Genomic DNA, 14978 nt, shown 5'->3' on the forward strand with positions numbered 1-14978 from the left:
GGTCTGATCCGATGTCCTGAGGACGAAAAGGAAGAAAGTGCCTATGACAACCCTGATACTGTTTGTTCTGGCCATTGCGGCCCTGCTCACGGTGATGCGTCGCGAGGCGGGGGCCAAACCCGCCATTATCGTCATGGTGGTGTTCGGCCTGCTGTCATGGATCTTCGCATCGGGCTGGTTGACCCTGCTGCTGTTCCTTGGCGCCATTGCCACGGCCGCCATCGGGCTGCCGCAGTTCCGTCGGAGCTGGCTGACGCCGAGGGCATTCGCCCTGTTCAAGAAAGTGGCTCCGAAGGTATCGGCCACCGAGCAGGTGGCCCTGGATGCCGGCACCGTGGGCTGGGACGGCGATATCTTCACCGGTCGCCCGGACTGGCATAATCTGCTGATCAACCGCAACACCGGCCTGACCGAGGAAGAACAGGCGTTTGTCGATAACCAGTGCGTCAAGGCGGTGTCCATGTGCAACTCCTGGGACGTGGCGGTTGAACGGGCTGACCTTCCTGCGGAGCTCTGGGAGTTCCTCAAGAAGGAGAAATTCCTGGGCATGATCATCCCCAGAAAATACGGTGGCCTGGAGTTTTCCGCGAAGGCGCAATCCGCTGTCCTCCAGCGTCTGGCAGCCAACGAGATGCTGATGGTGTCGGTGGGTGTCCCCAACTCCCTGGGTCCGGGGGAGCTGCTGGTGAAGTATGGCACTGACCAGCAGAAGGACCACTATCTGCCCCGCCTGGCCGATGGCCGGGAGGTCCCCTGCTTCGGTCTGACCGGGCCAAGGGCGGGCTCCGATGCCACCTCCCTGCCGGATACCGGTATCGTCTGCAAGGGCGAATACAACGGCGAGGAAGTGCTGGGTCTCAAACTCAATTTCGAGAAGCGCTGGATCACCCTGGCCCCCATTGCAACCGTGGTGGGCCTGGCCTTTCGGATGTTCGATCCGGATGGCCTCCTTGGCGAAGAGAAGGATCTGGGCATCACCTGTGCCCTGATTCCGCGGGACACCGATGGCATGGAAGTCGGCCGTCGCCACTGGCCCATCGGTACTCCGTTCATGAACGGGCCCATCAAGGGCAAGGACGTCTTTATCCCACTGGACTTCATTATCGGCGGCAAGGAAATGGCCGGCCAGGGCTGGCGCATGCTGGTTGAGTGCCTGTCCGTGGGCCGCTGTATCACGCTGCCGTCCGGTGCGGCGGGCGCGGCGGCTGCGGCGGTCGGCATGGCCGGTGGTTTCACCCGGGTACGCCGCCAGTTCAACACTCCTGTTGCGGAAATGGAGGGGGTGCAGGAGCCCCTGGCCAGAATTGCCGCCCAGTGCTACATCGCCCAGTCCGCAGTGCTGCAGACCGCCAACATGGTGGACAATGGCGAGAAGCCGGCGGTGCCCTCGGCCATCCTCAAATACCAGCTGACGGAAATGCAGCGGGCGGCACTGACAGACGCCATGGACGTGCACGGCGGCAAGACCGTCACCCTGGGGCCCCGCAACTATCTGGGCATCGGCTATTCCGGCTCGGCGGTGTCCATCACCGTGGAAGGGGCCAATATCATGACCCGCAGCCTGATGATCTTCGGGCAGGGGGCGATCCGCTGCCATCCCTATGTGCTCAAGGAGCTGGCTGCCAAGGATAACAACGACGAAAAGGCGTTCGACGACGTTTTCTTCCGCCATGCCGGACTGGTCTTCGGTAACGCCGCCCGGGCCTTTACCCAGGCCCTGGGTGTTGGCAGGGCAGACGTGCCCTTTGACAGTACCGCCCGCAGGTATGCCCAGGGCGTGGCCAGGTTCAGTGCCGCCTTCGGCCTCTGTGCCGATGCCGCCATGACCACGCTTGGTTCCAAGCTCAAGATGCGGGAGCTGGTATCGGCTCGTCTGGGGGACATGCTGGCAAACCTGTACATGGCCTCCATGGTGCTCAAGCACTGGCACGAGTCGCAGCCGGTGGAGGGCGAGTCGGAGGTGTTCGAATACAGCCTGACCCTGTTGCTACATCGCACAGAACACGCCCTGGACGAGCTGCTGCAGAACCTGCCCAACCGGCCGGTTGCCATGGCCCTGAGAGCCATTACCCTGCCCCTTGGGCGCCACTGGCACAAACCTCAGGATGAACTGACCCGGCGCCTGGCGCGGGCCATGTCCACCGACACGCCGCTGCGGGCCAAGCTGATCAGGCCGACGTGGCATAGTGAAGGGGACGGGCCGCAAGAGAACCCGATCGCACGATATAATACGTTGCTCAAGGATTATGAGCGGGCCGAGGGTATCTACCGCAAGGTAGGCAAGGCTGCGGCGAAAGGCGAGCTGCCCATGGAAGCGCTGCATCCGGAAGAGCAGTTCGAGGCGGCCTATAAGGCGGAGATCCTTGATGAGGAGGAAATCACCTTTATGCGGAAGTACGAGGAAGATGTGCTTGATATGCTGACAGTGGACGACTTCCCGTTTGACGCCCTGGCCAGGGACAAGTCCACACTCGTTGATCATAATCCCGCGTGATGGGCTGGTCATTACTGGCGGTGAGTGTTGGCGCAGTGGTCGGCGCCAACCTGCGCTGGGCCATGAGCCTCTGGCTTAACGGCCCCGGTGCTGTCATCCAGCCAGGCACGCTGATGGCCAATCTGGTTGGTGCGGGCCTTGCCGGCTTCTGCATCAGCTGGTTCAGTCACAGCGACCTGTCACCGGAATGGCGTCTCCTGCTGATTACCGGGCTGTGCGGTGCGCTCACCACCTTCTCCACCTTCTCGTTGGAACTGGTGGCGGCTCTACAGGCGGGCAAATGGGCGATCATGCTGGTCAGCGTGGTGGTACACGTACTCGGTTCGCTGGCGATGGTGGCGGTCGGCATGTGGCTGTTCGGGGTGCTACGCGCCCCGGCCTGATGAGAAGCGGGACCACAACAAAAAAGGCAGCCCGGGGGCTGCCTTTCTTCTGGATGGTGCCCGCTACAGGAGCGGGTGCCACCTTCGTTGATTCCTGCTTTACAGAGGAACAACGTTCTCCGCCTGAGGACCCTTCTGGCCCTGAGTTACGGTGAACTCGACCTGCTGGCCTTCAGCCAGGGTCTTGAAGCCGCTGCCTTGAATGGCACTGTAGTGAACGAACACGTCCGGGCCGGACTCGCGGGTGATGAAGCCAAAGCCTTTCGCTTCGTTGAAGAACTTAACAGTGCCGGTATCAGTTGCCATATTCGAAATTCCTGTAATCTTAAACACTTTCTTTGATTGTCCTCGTGCCGGTCGGATAGCTGCCAGGCCGGTCAGGGACGTTTGAGGAAACACAGAACTTGCGGATTCAAAAACAGGACGGATTCAATACTGCGGAACAGAGATACGTCTTGATTCATGAAGTGCTTTACTGATCTTTCCTGAATTTGACTTTACTCCTGCTTTTTACGGAATGCCAGCCCTAATTATCCGCGCTTTCCCGTACTCGTACCTTCGCCCTGTTCCGGGGGGAGCCCCCGGAACAGGGCCGGGACACTAGCGGTCGAAGATCTGCTGGTAGAACCGCATGGTGCCGTCCCAGGCCCGCTTGGCGGCCTCCGCATCATAGCCCACGGGCATGCCGTACTCCTCGGCGATGGCATCGGCCCCGGGGTTCATGAATGAGTGCTGCACCCCCGGAAAGCTCGTCACGGAAAAGTCCGCTCCAGCCTCCTGCATATTGGTGGTGAACGTGCCCACCTGCGCGGCGGACACCATCTGATCGGCGCCACCGGTATACACCTGAATGCGTGCCGTAATATCGCCGGTTTCCGGTTCAATGGGGCTGCCCAGGGAGCCGTGATAACTCACCACGCCATCCAGGTCCATGCCCAGTCGGGCCATGTTCAGTACAACCGCGCCACCAAAGCAGTAGCCCTGAGCGGCAATGTGGTCGTCGTCCACGGTTTCGTGTTTTTTGAGCTGCTCCATCGCGGCACTGAAACGCGCCTGCAGTGCATCGATATCACCCGTGGCCTCCTCCATGAACTGCTGGGCCTCTTTCGGGTGGTCGGTGACCTTGCCGGAGCCGTACATGTCCAGCGCGAAGGCGGTGTAACCGGCTTCCGCCAGCTTTTCGGCCTGGTCCCTTGCAAACTCATTGTGGCCCCACCACTCATGGACCACCAGGACACCGGGGCGCTTGCCCTCGTAATTGTCGTCCCAGGCCAGGTAACCGGTGAAGTCGGTGCCGTTGACGGTGTAATTGACGGTTCTGGTCTGCAGTTCCGCAGCTACATGGCCGGCAGCGATACTCAGTGCGATGCCGGCAGCGAGAGGGGTCAGCTTGGAGATCATTGTCGAATCCTTATGTCGTCAGTGACTGGTCGGAGGGTCGGGCCAGTGGTCCCGTGGCCCGGTGCACGCCAGTTCGGTCCGCAGCTCAGTGCACCAGTCCATAATAGGTTATTTTTATTCTACGCTGCCATCGCGGTGGCGGATGGTCAGTGCCGCCGGCGCTGCTAGACTCTTGATGAACAATCGGCTATCGGCGGGAGACAAACCATGAAAATCGGCGTACCCAGGGAAATAAAGAACCATGAGTACCGTGTCGGAATGACGCCCGCTTCCGTGCGGGAACTGACCGGTTCCGGTCATCAGGTCCTGGTTGAGGTGGGTGCCGGCGCGGCCATCGGTTTTACCGACGACAGCTATCGCGATGCCGGTGCGCGGCTGGTGGAGTCCGCTGAAGAGGTTTTTCGGGAGGCCGGGCTGATCGTCAAGGTAAAGGAGCCCCAGAAACAGGAACGGCAACTGCTGCAGGCCCACCATACCCTGTTCACCTATCTCCATCTGGCGCCGGATGAACCCCAGACCCGGGACCTGGTGGCCTCCGGAGCCACCTGCATCGCCTATGAAACGGTAACTGACAGTCACGGTCACCTGCCGTTGCTGGCGCCCATGTCCGAGGTGGCGGGAAGAATGTCGGTTCAGGCCGGCGCCCACTGTCTGGAACGGTTCATGGGGGGGCGCGGTGTTCTGCTGGGGGGCGTCCCCGGGGTAAACCCGGCCAGGGTCACCATCATCGGCGCGGGCATGGTGGGGCAGAACGCCCTGGCCATGGCCGTGGGTCTCGGCGCGGACGTCAGTATTCTTGATGTGAATGTGGAGGTTCTGAGGGAGCTGGACCAGCGCTACGGCAACCGTATCCGCACGGTATTTTCAAGCGGAGAGCAACTGGAGCAGTGTGTCACGGAATCGGACCTGGTTATTGGCGCCGTTCTTATACCGGGCGCCTCCGCGCCCAAGCTGGTCACCCGGGACATGCTCAGGCGCATGCCGGAAGGCAGCGTCATCGTGGATGTGGCCATTGACCAGGGCGGCTGTGTGGAAACCTCACGCCCAACCACACATGACGATCCGGTGTTCACAGAGGAAGGGGTGGTGCATTATTGCGTTGCCAACATGCCGGGCGCCGTGGCCCGCACCTCTACTCTGGCCCTCAACAATGCCACCCTGCCGTTCATCCGGCAGCTGGCGGACAAGGGGCCGGTTGAGGCCATGGCAGCCAACCCGCACCTGCTGGATGGGCTGAACGTACACGACGGCAAGGTTACCTATCGGGAAGTGGCCGAGGCCCATGGCTACGACTTTACCGAGCCGGAGAAGGCGCTTGCTGGCTAGTGTCTCGGCCGGTTAATTCGCTGACCTACTGAGCCCCTGAAAGCCTTGAGAGCAAGGCGCGGTGTCGAAGATTTGGTGGTTCCAAATCGAGGCGCCGCAACACAGCTCTCAAGGCTTTCAGGGGCTCCCGGAGGGCTTGCCGCTGGCGACTCTGGACCTGTGTTGTCAGCCCTTGATGTGGAACCACCACACCTGCGGACTGACGCCTTGGCCAGAGTCGCCAGCGGCAAGCAATAGGTCAGCGAATTAACCGGCCGGGACACTAGCCCGTGCGGGGCCAGCTCCTGCAGGGTGAAGACCGACGGCTGTAGAGCCCGCCTGGCCCTGTAGGAGCCAGCCTGCTGGCGAAGACCCGGTCCGCGAGCTTTTGGGGCCCCTCCTCGCTGGCGGGCCAGCTCCTACAGGGGGGGTGCGAATCGGGTTGCAGTGGCCAACACTTTCATAAACACAACAATGGAGTCTTCATGAAACTCATCGGTTCCAATACCTCGCCCTACGTTCGCCGAATCCGCCTGCTGCTGGTGGACACGCCCCACGACTTTGTTCATCTGGATATCTACGGGGAGGGGAGGGACGAGTTGCGTCGGAACAACCCGACCCTGAAGATTCCGGTTCTCAAGGACGGAGACCAGGAGATTTTCGACTCCCGGGTCATTGCCCGTTACCTCGGGGAAAAGCTTGATCACCCGCCACTGACCTGGGAGCAGGAGAATCAGCTAACCCTTATTGATGGCGCAAACGACTCCTGCGTGACCCTGCTGCTTGCCAAGAAATCCGGGCTGGACGTGGATGCGGACGTGATGTTCTGGAACCTGCAGCGGGAGCGCATCATGACAACCCTGCGCACTCTGAACGCCATGGTGGAGTCAGGCCAGTTCGCACAATGGAACTATCCCGCCATCTGCCTTTACTGCCTGGTGGACTGGGTGCAGTTCCGGGAGCTGGTGGATTTCACCGGCGTGGAAAGCCTGATCGCCTTCCGCGACCAGCACAGGGCGCATCCGATGGTGGCGGAAACCGATCCTCGCAACGCCTGACATCACCGACCCGAGGGCGGGCCGCCTCAAAGGCTGTCCCGCACCCGGGCGAGGATGTCCAGGGCATGGCGACGTTTTTCGGGCTGATAGAGATCTACCGTGAACATCAGCTCATCCACCTCCACGGTGGCCAGGATCTGTTCCAGTCGGGAGCGGATGGCCTGCTCATCTCCCAGGACCTGCAGCGCCAGAAAGTCTTTCACGCCGGCTTCTTCAGCCGGGCTCCAGAGACCTTCCATGGAATCCACCGGAGGCTTCATCCACAACGGCTGGCCGCGGAACAGGGACAGGATTCGCTGATAGCTGGTGGTAGTGAGAACGCGGGCTTCCTCAACGGTGTCCGCCGGCACCGCTGGCAGTGCCAGGATCGCATAGGGGCTTTCCATCTGCTCCGAAGGCCGGAAATAATCCCGGTAGGTTCGAAGCGCTTCCCGGTAGAGTCGTGGTGCAAAGTGGCCGGCAAAGGCGTAAGGCAGCCCCAGGTGGGCGGCAAGCTGGGCGCTGAACAGGGACGAACCCAGCAGCCATATGGGCACCTCGGTGCCGGCGCCGGGAATGGCCTTGACCTGCTGGCCCGGCCGCAATGGCCCCAGCAGTTGCTGAAGTTGCCGGACATCTTCCGGGAACTGCTCCGCTCCGATACCGTCCCGGCGCAGGGCGCGGCTGGTGATGGGGTCAGTGCCGGGAGCCCGGCCCAGGCCCAGGTCGATCCTGCCGGGGTAGAGGCATTCGAGGGTGCCGAACTGCTCGGCAATCACCAGGGGAGGATGGTTAGGCAGCATCACGCCGCCAGAGCCAACCCGGATACGCTCGGTCTTACCGGCAATATGGCCAATCAAGACCGAGGTTGCCGAGCTGCTGATGCCCTCCATGTTGTGATGCTCGGCCAGCCAAAAACGCTCAAAATCAAGGCTTTCAGCGTGCTGCGCATACGCTACACTATTGGCAAGCGTCCGGGATACGGAGTCGCCTTCCCGAACCGATGCCAGCTCGAGCAGTGAAAATCGACGTCTGGATGACATGAGAGCTCCCAAATCTGCGATGATGCCAGAAACGTACCTTACCATGGCGCGACAACGTTCAGCGCCAGTCGCGACAGGAAGTTTTTGAACCGGGGATAACCGTGCCTTTACCCGAACTCAGAATGTCACCCCTGAAGATTGCTGCGATATACCTGCTGCTCGGTTGTGTCTGGATCCTGTTCTCCGATCAGCTGGTGTCGTGGTTATTTGCCGATGCTCCCCCCGAAGTGCTGGCAAGAGCCCAGACCCTAAAGGGGTGGGCGTTCGTCATTGTCAGTGCGGTGATTATCGGCGTGCTGGTGCACGTGTCCATACGCCGTATGGAGCACGCCAGCAGCTTCATGGATCTGCAGAGCTCCATGATCAGGCACGCCCATACTGGCATCCTGGCGGCGGATCGGGACAAGAAGGTCATTTACGCCAATCCGGCGATTTCACGGATGTCCAGCACCCCGCTCAAGCTCATCCTCGGACGATCCATGAAGGAGTTTCGCTCCGGCGCCCATGAGGAGCCTTTCTACGAGGAGCTCTGGCGCGAGGTGGATGAAACCGGACTCTGGCAGGGGGAGGTGATCGCCCGTCGTCGGGACGGCTCCCTGTATACACAGTGGGTTACGGTGACGCGGGTCGATGACCGCGAGGGTGAGGTGGCGTACTACGTGATGTTTGCCACTGACATTTCCCAGGAAAAAGCCGATAAGGAGCGTCTGCGTTACCTCGCTTTCTATGATCCGCTGACCGATCTTCCGAACCGGGCGCTGATCTCGGAACATCTGAAAAACGCCCTGCGTCAGACCCCCGCCGAAGGCAGCGGGCAGGTGGCGGTCATGTTCGTCGATCTGGACGATTTCAAGACCATCAACGAGTCCTATGGTCATCAGGCGGGAGACCAGTTGCTGAGGCTGGCGGCAGACCGGATCCTGGGAATTCTCGTGGATGGCAGTCAGCTGGGGCGATTTGGTGGCGACGAATTCGTGGTGCTGATGACCGGCGTCACCGACCAGAAACAGGTGGAGCAGATGGCCAGCCGCTTGCTGGACGCCCTGGGGGAAGGCTTTCAGCTGGACGATGATACACGGGTGATGGTGCGGGCCAGTATTGGCATCTGCCTGAGCCGGGGCAGCCGTGGTGGTGATTCAGACGATACCCGCCGCCTGTTCAGTCAGGCCGATTCGGCCCTCAGTGAGGCCAAGGCCGCCGGCAAGAACATCTTTGCGTTCTATCATACTGAAATGACCCGTCAGGCCCGCCGTCGCCTGGAGCTTGAGGAGGCGCTGACCACCGCCCTGGCCAGGAAGGAGTTCGTGCTCTATTACCAGCCAGTCCATGATGTTGCTTCCGGTCGGCTCATCGGGGCCGAGGCTCTGGTTCGCTGGCAACATCCGGAATGGGGGCTGGTGTCCCCCAATGAGTTCATTCCCCTGGCGGAGGAAACCGGCCAGATCGTCGAAATCGGCGCCAGGGTCGCAAGCGAGGCTGCCCGGCAAATCCGGGCCTGGACCGAGCTTGGCCTTGAGCCTGGCGTGGTGGCCATCAATGTCTCGTCCCGGCAGCTGGCCCGGGGGCATTTCCCGGCCTTTCTCCGCAGCGTGATCGAGGAAAACGGCATTGAGGGCCATAGGCTTGAGGTGGAGCTGACCGAAAGCAGTCTGCTGGCACTGGGTGAGCGCACCACCGATCTGCTGCGGGAGATACGTGAAACCGGGGTCCAGCTGGCCATTGATGATTTTGGCACCGGCTATTCCTCCCTCAGCTACCTGCGGCGTTTCCGCGTGGACAAACTGAAGATCGATCGCAGTTTTGTTAACGAGCTTCAGGTCGATGGCGGCAGCCTGGGTATCGTCAAGGCGGTCATCGCCATGGGCCAGGCCATGGGGCTTCAGGTGCAGGCCGAGGGTGTGGAGCTGGACAGTCAGCTGGATACCCTGGCCCGGCTCGGTTGCGACAGCTTCCAGGGCTATCTGCGGGCGGCCCCCATGCCCGCGGAGCAGTTCCAGAAACTGCTCGGTGCGAGTCAGTCACAACAATCCGAAGGTTGATCTGGAACAAGACGCTGGCGTAGGCCAGACGTTTCAATACTGGCTGGTGTTTCAATCTGGGAAAGGGTTCCTGGCGCAACGTAATGCCGGGCATTCTTGTGAGGGAGTAACAGCAATGGCCCCGGTAACGTCTGATTCGTCTGCCCATCGGCCGCCCGGAGCAAATGGTTTAACTGCCCCGGGCTGGCATGAGGCCTCGGTGGCGGATGTCCGAAGCCGGCTGGGCGCGCCTGGCCCCCTGGATGTCGACGAGTCGGCCCGGCGCCTGAAAACCGTCGGACCAAACCGGTTGCCGGAGGCAAACCGCAGTGGCCCCCTGGCCCGGCTGGGGCGCCAGCTGAAGAACCTGCTGCTCCTTATCCTGCTGGCAGCCGCCGGTATCACCGCGCTGCTGGGGCACTGGGTGGATACCACCGTCATCCTGGCCGTGGTGGTCATCCAGACCCTGGTGGGCTTCCTTCAGGAAGGCAAGGCGGAGGAAGCCCTCGCCTCCATCCGGCACATGCTCGCGCCCAATGCCGTGGTGTTGCGCCAGGATGGGCGCCACACCATTCCCGCGGAACTACTGGTGCCGGGTGATACCGTCCTGCTGGAATCCGGTGACCGGGTGCCGGCGGATCTGCGTCTGGAAAAGGTCCATGGCCTGCAGCTGGATGAAGCCATCCTGACCGGTGAGTCCATGGCGGTGGACAAGACCGTCGACGCCCAGCCCGGGAGCGCCGCTCTGGGAGACCAGCGCAATATGGCCTTCTCCGGAACCATGGTCACCACCGGGACCGCCCAGGGGGTGGTTGTCAGGACCGGGACGGAGACTGAGATCGGCCGGATCTCCGGGTTGCTGCGGCGCACAGACACCCTGAAGACACCGTTGCTGGCCCAGATGGACCGGTTTGCCCGTTATCTGTCCATCATCATCGTCGTGGTGGGGATACTGATTTTTGTGGCCGGGACCTGGTTCAGTGGGCTGGCGGCGGATGAGTTGTTCATGGCAGTGGTGGGGCTGACCGTTGCCGCTATCCCGGAGGGACTGCCGGCCATCCTCACCATCACTCTGGCCATTGGCGTGCGGAGGATGGCCATGCGCAGCGCGGTGGTACGGAGAATGCCGGTGATTGAAACCCTGGGGGCGGTATCGGTGATCTGCTCCGACAAGACCGGCACCCTTACCCGCAATGAAATGACGGTGACCGCCCTGGTGGCAGGGGGCGAACGCTACCGGATTTCCGGCAGCGGCTACCTTCCCGACGGCTCGGTCTCACGTGAGAGGGGAGACGAAGGCGCAACAGAAGCGGCTTTGGAGCTGGCCCTGGCGGGCACGCTCTGTAACGACGCCGAGCTGAAGCTGGGGGAGGATCCGGTCCGGGTGGTGGGCGATCCCATGGAGGGAGCTCTCAAGGTGCTGGCGCTCAAGGCCGACAATACCCTGGCGGATGCCCACGCCCGGTGGCCCAGGCTGGACGAAATTCCCTTCGACGCCGAATACCGGTTCATGGCCACCCTGAACCATGACCACCATGGCCACACCATGGTGTATCTCAAGGGGGCGCCGGAACGGGTCATGGCAATGTGCGCCACCGAACTGGCTGCCGATGGCAGCCCGATCCCCCTTGATGAGGTAGCCTGGCAGCAGGCCGTGGATGCAATGGCCGGAGAGGGACTGCGGGTTCTTGCTTTCGCCCGCCGTCCCATGCCCCGGGGCACGACTTCCCTGAGCATCGATGATGTGGGCCAGGAACTTGAGCTGCTGGGTATTGCCGGCTTCATGGACCCCCCGCGACCGGAGGTGATTCAGGCCATTGCCGAGTGTCGGCAGGCGGGCATCCGGGTGAAGATGATAACCGGTGATCACGCCGGAACCGCCGGGGCGATTGCCGCGACACTCGGTCTGGGTGCGGGTCAGGGTGCCAGGGTGCTGACCGGCGCCGAGCTCGATCAGGCGGGGGACGAGGCGCTGGCAGGACTGGCGAGGGATGTGGATGTCTTTGCCCGCACCAGTCCGGAGCACAAGCTGCGGCTGGTGCGGGCCCTTCAGGCACAGCACGAGGTGGTGGCAATGACCGGCGACGGTGTTAACGATGCACCTGCCCTCAAGCGCGCCGACGTGGGCGTCGCCATGGGAGTGAAGGGCTCCGAGGCCGCGCGGGAGGCTTCCTCGGTGGTATTGCTCGATGACAACTTCACCAGTATCGTCGCCGCGGTCCGTGAAGGCCGCACGGTCTATCAGAATCTCCGCAAGGCCATCGCCTTCATGCTGCCGATCAACGGTGGCGAGTCCATAAGCCTTGTAGCCGCGCTCCTGCTGGGCCTGACCCTGCCCATCACCGCCCTGCAGATTCTGTGGGTGAACATGGTCGGTTCCGTGGTGCTGGCCATGACCCTGGCTTTCGAGCCACCGGAGCCCGGCATAATGGCACGGCCGCCCCGCCCGCGCTCGGAGTCCCTGCTTGAGGGATTCGTCCTGTGGCGGGTAGTGCTGGTGTCGTTGCTTTTCCTGACGGGCATTTTCGCGGCCTGGGCATGGGGCATGGCCCGCAGTGGCGATACCGAATTCGCTCGGACCATGGCAGTAAACACCCTGGTGGCAATGGAAGTGTTCTACCTGTTTGCGGTCCGCTATCTGGACAGCGCTTCCATGACCCTGCGTGGTGTTCTGGGTACTCCCATTGTGCTGGGAGCCCTGGCGGCGGTTGTCGTGCTGCAGGCGCTCTTTACCTGGCTTCCGCTGTTCAACGCTATCTTTGGCTCGGCCCCCGTCGACCTGGCCGGGCTGACATTCTCGGTGGCGGCGGGGGTAACCGTCCTGATGCTGCTGGAGCTGGAAACCTGGCTGCGCACCAGGCTCATCGGTTCCGGCTCGCGCCTACTCCACTAACACCTCCGGCGAGCCGTGGCCCTCCACCGCCGCCAGTTCATCGTCGCTGAGGAAGTCGCTGGCGGGGCGGCCAAGCAGATCCGCGCTCTGGTACAGGGCATGGGCCCAGGTGCACTGGTTGGCGAACAGCATGCCGGCTTCGTTGAGGGTGCCGCCCCGGTTAATGTAACCCAGAACCCGGGTGCGCCGGAGATCACCGCAGATGCCGGTGGCGTGGCCGCGAAAGACTTCCGGGCGCATGTGGGTCAGTACCACCCGGTATGAATAGTCGCGGGGAAACAGATGCTCCTGCTCCGGCCCGGACAGGCAGGCGGCAGCCTCGAAGCGGTCCCGGGGCGTGCGAAACCGTCCTGGCTCCTGGACGTACACCAGTCGGAATGGCGTACTGGTATCCCTCAGCCGCTCGCAGGCGTGAATCAGCTCGGAGAGCTGGTAGGCACCATTGGCCACCAGCAGCAGGGGAGTGCCTTCCGACAGGTCCTCATCCACCACCTGGGCCCCGGTGCGCGCAAGATTGCGGGCTTCGTCGGCCGTGAACACACAGGGGCGGTCCCGCTTGGGGATTACCATGCAGGCGATCTGACCCCGGCTGGTGTAGATTTCCGGCAACAGCGCCTGGGTACTGTTGTAGTCAGCAGGAAACAGTACCCGTACCATGTCGTTCATTTCCCCCAGCAGGGCTTCGCAGAAGGTGGTGTCCTGGTGGGACTGCTCATTCTTGCCGTTTTCCCAGCTGTGGGATGTGGCGATGACGGGAAAACCGAGCCATTGGGCGGGCCGGTCCAGCTCCTTCTGGTGCCGGGCGAAAATCAGCTCCTGGCGGATCGCTCCCAGCATCTTCACACAGAAAGCCTCGTAGCTGGCCACAAGGTTCAGGCCGCCCTTGTTGGCGAGGCAGGCGGAAACCACCGCTTCCTCGTTCAGGGCGGTGATGATATTGCCATGCACCGATTCCTGGTCGTTCTCTGGTTCGTTAACCCGGTGACGCAGGGCGCAGAGCACGCCGGAAAGCTTGTTGCTGCCCAGTTCATCCGGGTTGCCGACCCTCGGTCGCAGCCGCGGGTTGCTGGCGACCAGGGCCTGGAAGAAATCGTCCACCGCCAGCATGGGCGAGCAGGTATCGCTGCGGGCTGACAGTTCGGGGAGGGCGGGCGCCTCCGGGTTTCTTGTCGCCAGCGGATGATCCTTCTCTAGGGGGCGCTGCTGCCGGCGGTGATTGGCCAGCAGTTCCAGGGCCTGTTTCAGCTCCTTCTCGGGCACGTGCAGTCGCCCGGCATGGTGATTGAACAGTTCCCTCGCCTGGGCATCCCGGCGGGGATTTCCCGGCAGGGGCAGATTGTGGGCGGCATTGCGGCCGGCCCCGTAGAAGCCGTAGCCCTTTTCGGTCTCGGCGATACCGTAGGGGACCGGTAGCGGGTACTGACGGAGGCCCTGGCTGTGTTCCCTTGCCGCTTTCTTAAGCCGCCGTTCCATGGTGAACAGGGTGCAAACGAATGCGGCGGGGTCCCGGCCGTCGAAGCGTATCGGGTCAAAGCCGCAACGGGACAGATGCAGCATGAATCCGTCCAGGCCCTCACGGGTACCCAGCTCGGTACGCTGCTCGATCCGGCGACCATTGGCGATCATCACCGGCAGGGAGTAGCCGCAGTCTTCCGCCCGCCACCAGCGGGGCGCCCAGTCGCTGCCCCGCTGCTCTTCGGCGGCGCCGTCCGACAGGAAGGCCACCAGTGATTCTCCTGGCAGAGGCATATGGACGTACTGGAGCTCGGCAAAGCCCAGATAACCTCCCTCCAGTATACCGCCGGCGGTGTGGGGGTTCACATGACTGCCAAGGGGGGCCTCGGTGCGGCCGTCCGGCCGTTGCCGAAAGCTGTAGAAATCCGCCACCAGATGATCAAGACCACCGGCACTGCCATATCGCTCGGCCTGTTCCGGCTGCAGGTTGCCCAGCAGTACATTGACTGCGTCAATGGCGGCCACGCAATGGCCCTGGCCCATAAGCCAGCTCCTGGTATCGCCGGTCAGCGCATTCAGGGCCATGTAGGCGGCGTAGCCGGGCACCATGTTCAGGGCGCCACCGGTATGGCCCTCGGGGTGGGTCTTGAAGTCACAGGCTTCCAGGGGCGACCCGTCAGTGCGGACCCGGTTAGTGTAGGTCATATGGGCGACGAGCCAGAGCCCGGCACTGGTGAGCCGGTCGAGTGCCGACAGGGTGCGATAGACCGCGTCGGTGTCCGGTTGCAGTCTCTCCGCCACCAGTTGCTCCGCCAGCTGGACCACCCGCTCCTGGGTTTCCGGCAGGTGTCGGATAACACCGTAGCCCTGACGCCAGCGATCAAACATTGGCTGGTCGTCGGCCAGCGCATCCAGCATGTGAAGGTCGGCATAGGGTCTGCTCATCTTT

At 62.5% G+C, this 14978-nt stretch carries 10 protein-coding genes; 6 read left to right on the forward strand and 4 right to left on the reverse strand.

The window, feature by feature from the left end; genetic code table 11:
- Nucleotides 1–43 precede the first annotated feature (43 nt).
- Together BM346_RS15760 and crcB are read left to right on the forward strand one after the other, a co-directional pair.
- Complete coding sequence (locus tag BM346_RS15760; protein WP_092015407.1) at nucleotides 44–2494, forward strand: acyl-CoA dehydrogenase; 2451 nt, start codon at nucleotides 44–46, stop codon at nucleotides 2492–2494.
- Nucleotides 2494–2877 carry a fluoride efflux transporter CrcB gene (gene crcB, locus BM346_RS15765; RefSeq protein ID WP_092015410.1) on the forward strand — a complete coding sequence of 128 codons (384 nt, stop codon included), beginning with the start codon at nucleotides 2494–2496 and terminating at the stop codon, nucleotides 2875–2877. Before BM346_RS15760 ends, crcB begins: the two co-directional genes overlap by 1 nt.
- Before the next feature lie 99 nt (nucleotides 2878–2976).
- On the opposite strand, the gene BM346_RS15770 is transcribed toward crcB, so the two are convergent.
- Together BM346_RS15770 and BM346_RS15775 are read right to left on the reverse strand one after the other, a co-directional pair.
- Nucleotides 2977–3183 carry a cold-shock protein gene (locus BM346_RS15770; protein WP_092015412.1) on the reverse strand — a complete coding sequence of 69 codons (207 nt, stop codon included), beginning with the start codon at nucleotides 3181–3183 and terminating at the stop codon, nucleotides 2977–2979.
- Nucleotides 3184–3477: 294 nt separating this feature from the next.
- Entirely contained in the window at nucleotides 3478–4278 is an 801-nt protein-coding gene (locus BM346_RS15775) for a dienelactone hydrolase family protein (protein ID WP_092015415.1), read from the reverse strand.
- Between the two features lie 207 nt (nucleotides 4279–4485).
- Between BM346_RS15775 and ald the strand changes: the two genes are divergently transcribed.
- Both ald and BM346_RS15785 read left to right on the forward strand, forming a co-directional pair.
- Nucleotides 4486–5604, forward strand: a complete 1119-nt coding sequence (gene ald / locus BM346_RS15780) for an alanine dehydrogenase (RefSeq protein WP_092015418.1) — start codon at nucleotides 4486–4488, stop codon at nucleotides 5602–5604.
- Nucleotides 5605–6068: 464 nt separating this feature from the next.
- A complete protein-coding gene (locus tag BM346_RS15785; RefSeq protein WP_092015420.1) occupies nucleotides 6069–6641 on the forward strand; it encodes a glutathione S-transferase family protein in 573 nt (190 codons plus the stop codon).
- Nucleotides 6642–6667: 26 nt separating this feature from the next.
- On the opposite strand, the gene BM346_RS15790 is transcribed toward BM346_RS15785, so the two are convergent.
- A complete protein-coding gene (locus tag BM346_RS15790) occupies nucleotides 6668–7663 on the reverse strand; it encodes an LLM class flavin-dependent oxidoreductase (RefSeq protein ID WP_092015422.1) in 996 nt (331 codons plus the stop codon).
- A gap of 122 nt (nucleotides 7664–7785) precedes the next feature.
- Between BM346_RS15790 and BM346_RS15795 the strand changes: the two genes are divergently transcribed.
- Together BM346_RS15795 and BM346_RS15800 are read left to right on the forward strand one after the other, a co-directional pair.
- Nucleotides 7786–9702, forward strand: a complete 1917-nt coding sequence (locus BM346_RS15795) for a putative bifunctional diguanylate cyclase/phosphodiesterase (protein ID WP_092015425.1) — start codon at nucleotides 7786–7788, stop codon at nucleotides 9700–9702.
- Between the two features lie 115 nt (nucleotides 9703–9817).
- Nucleotides 9818–12574 (forward strand): HAD-IC family P-type ATPase, encoded by a 2757-nt coding sequence (locus tag BM346_RS15800; RefSeq protein ID WP_092015428.1) that lies wholly within the window; start codon nucleotides 9818–9820, stop codon nucleotides 12572–12574.
- Here BM346_RS15800 and BM346_RS15805 read toward each other — a convergent pair.
- Nucleotides 12563–14974 carry a phosphoketolase family protein gene (locus BM346_RS15805; RefSeq protein ID WP_092015430.1) on the reverse strand — a complete coding sequence of 804 codons (2412 nt, stop codon included), beginning with the start codon at nucleotides 14972–14974 and terminating at the stop codon, nucleotides 12563–12565. The two genes, BM346_RS15800 and BM346_RS15805, sit on opposite strands and share 12 nt — an antisense overlap.
- Nucleotides 14975–14978: the final 4 nt, after the last annotated feature.

Origin of the sequence: Marinobacter daqiaonensis (assembly GCF_900115285.1) — a bacterium.
In the GTDB taxonomy this organism is placed as follows: domain Bacteria; phylum Pseudomonadota; class Gammaproteobacteria; order Pseudomonadales; family Oleiphilaceae; genus Marinobacter; species Marinobacter daqiaonensis.

What these genes read in the sequence shown, in the direction of transcription:
- BM346_RS15795 (WP_092015425.1), top strand. Translation starts at nt 7,786, where the DNA reads ATGTCACCCCTGAAGATTGCTGCGATATACCTGCTGCTCGGTTGTGTC.
- BM346_RS15760 (WP_092015407.1), top strand. Translation starts at nt 44, where the DNA reads ATGACAACCCTGATACTGTTTGTTCTGGCCATTGCGGCCCTGCTCACG.
- BM346_RS15770 (WP_092015412.1), bottom strand. Translation starts at nt 3,183, where the DNA reads ATGGCAACTGATACCGGCACTGTTAAGTTCTTCAACGAAGCGAAAGGC.
- crcB (WP_092015410.1), top strand. Translation starts at nt 2,494, where the DNA reads ATGGGCTGGTCATTACTGGCGGTGAGTGTTGGCGCAGTGGTCGGCGCC.
- BM346_RS15775 (WP_092015415.1), bottom strand. Translation starts at nt 4,278, where the DNA reads ATGATCTCCAAGCTGACCCCTCTCGCTGCCGGCATCGCACTGAGTATC.
- ald (WP_092015418.1), top strand. Translation starts at nt 4,486, where the DNA reads ATGAAAATCGGCGTACCCAGGGAAATAAAGAACCATGAGTACCGTGTC.
- BM346_RS15785 (WP_092015420.1), top strand. Translation starts at nt 6,069, where the DNA reads ATGAAACTCATCGGTTCCAATACCTCGCCCTACGTTCGCCGAATCCGC.
- BM346_RS15790 (WP_092015422.1), bottom strand. Translation starts at nt 7,663, where the DNA reads ATGTCATCCAGACGTCGATTTTCACTGCTCGAGCTGGCATCGGTTCGG.
- BM346_RS15805 (WP_092015430.1), bottom strand. Translation starts at nt 14,974, where the DNA reads ATGAGCAGACCCTATGCCGACCTTCACATGCTGGATGCGCTGGCCGAC.
- BM346_RS15800 (WP_092015428.1), top strand. Translation starts at nt 9,818, where the DNA reads ATGGCCCCGGTAACGTCTGATTCGTCTGCCCATCGGCCGCCCGGAGCA.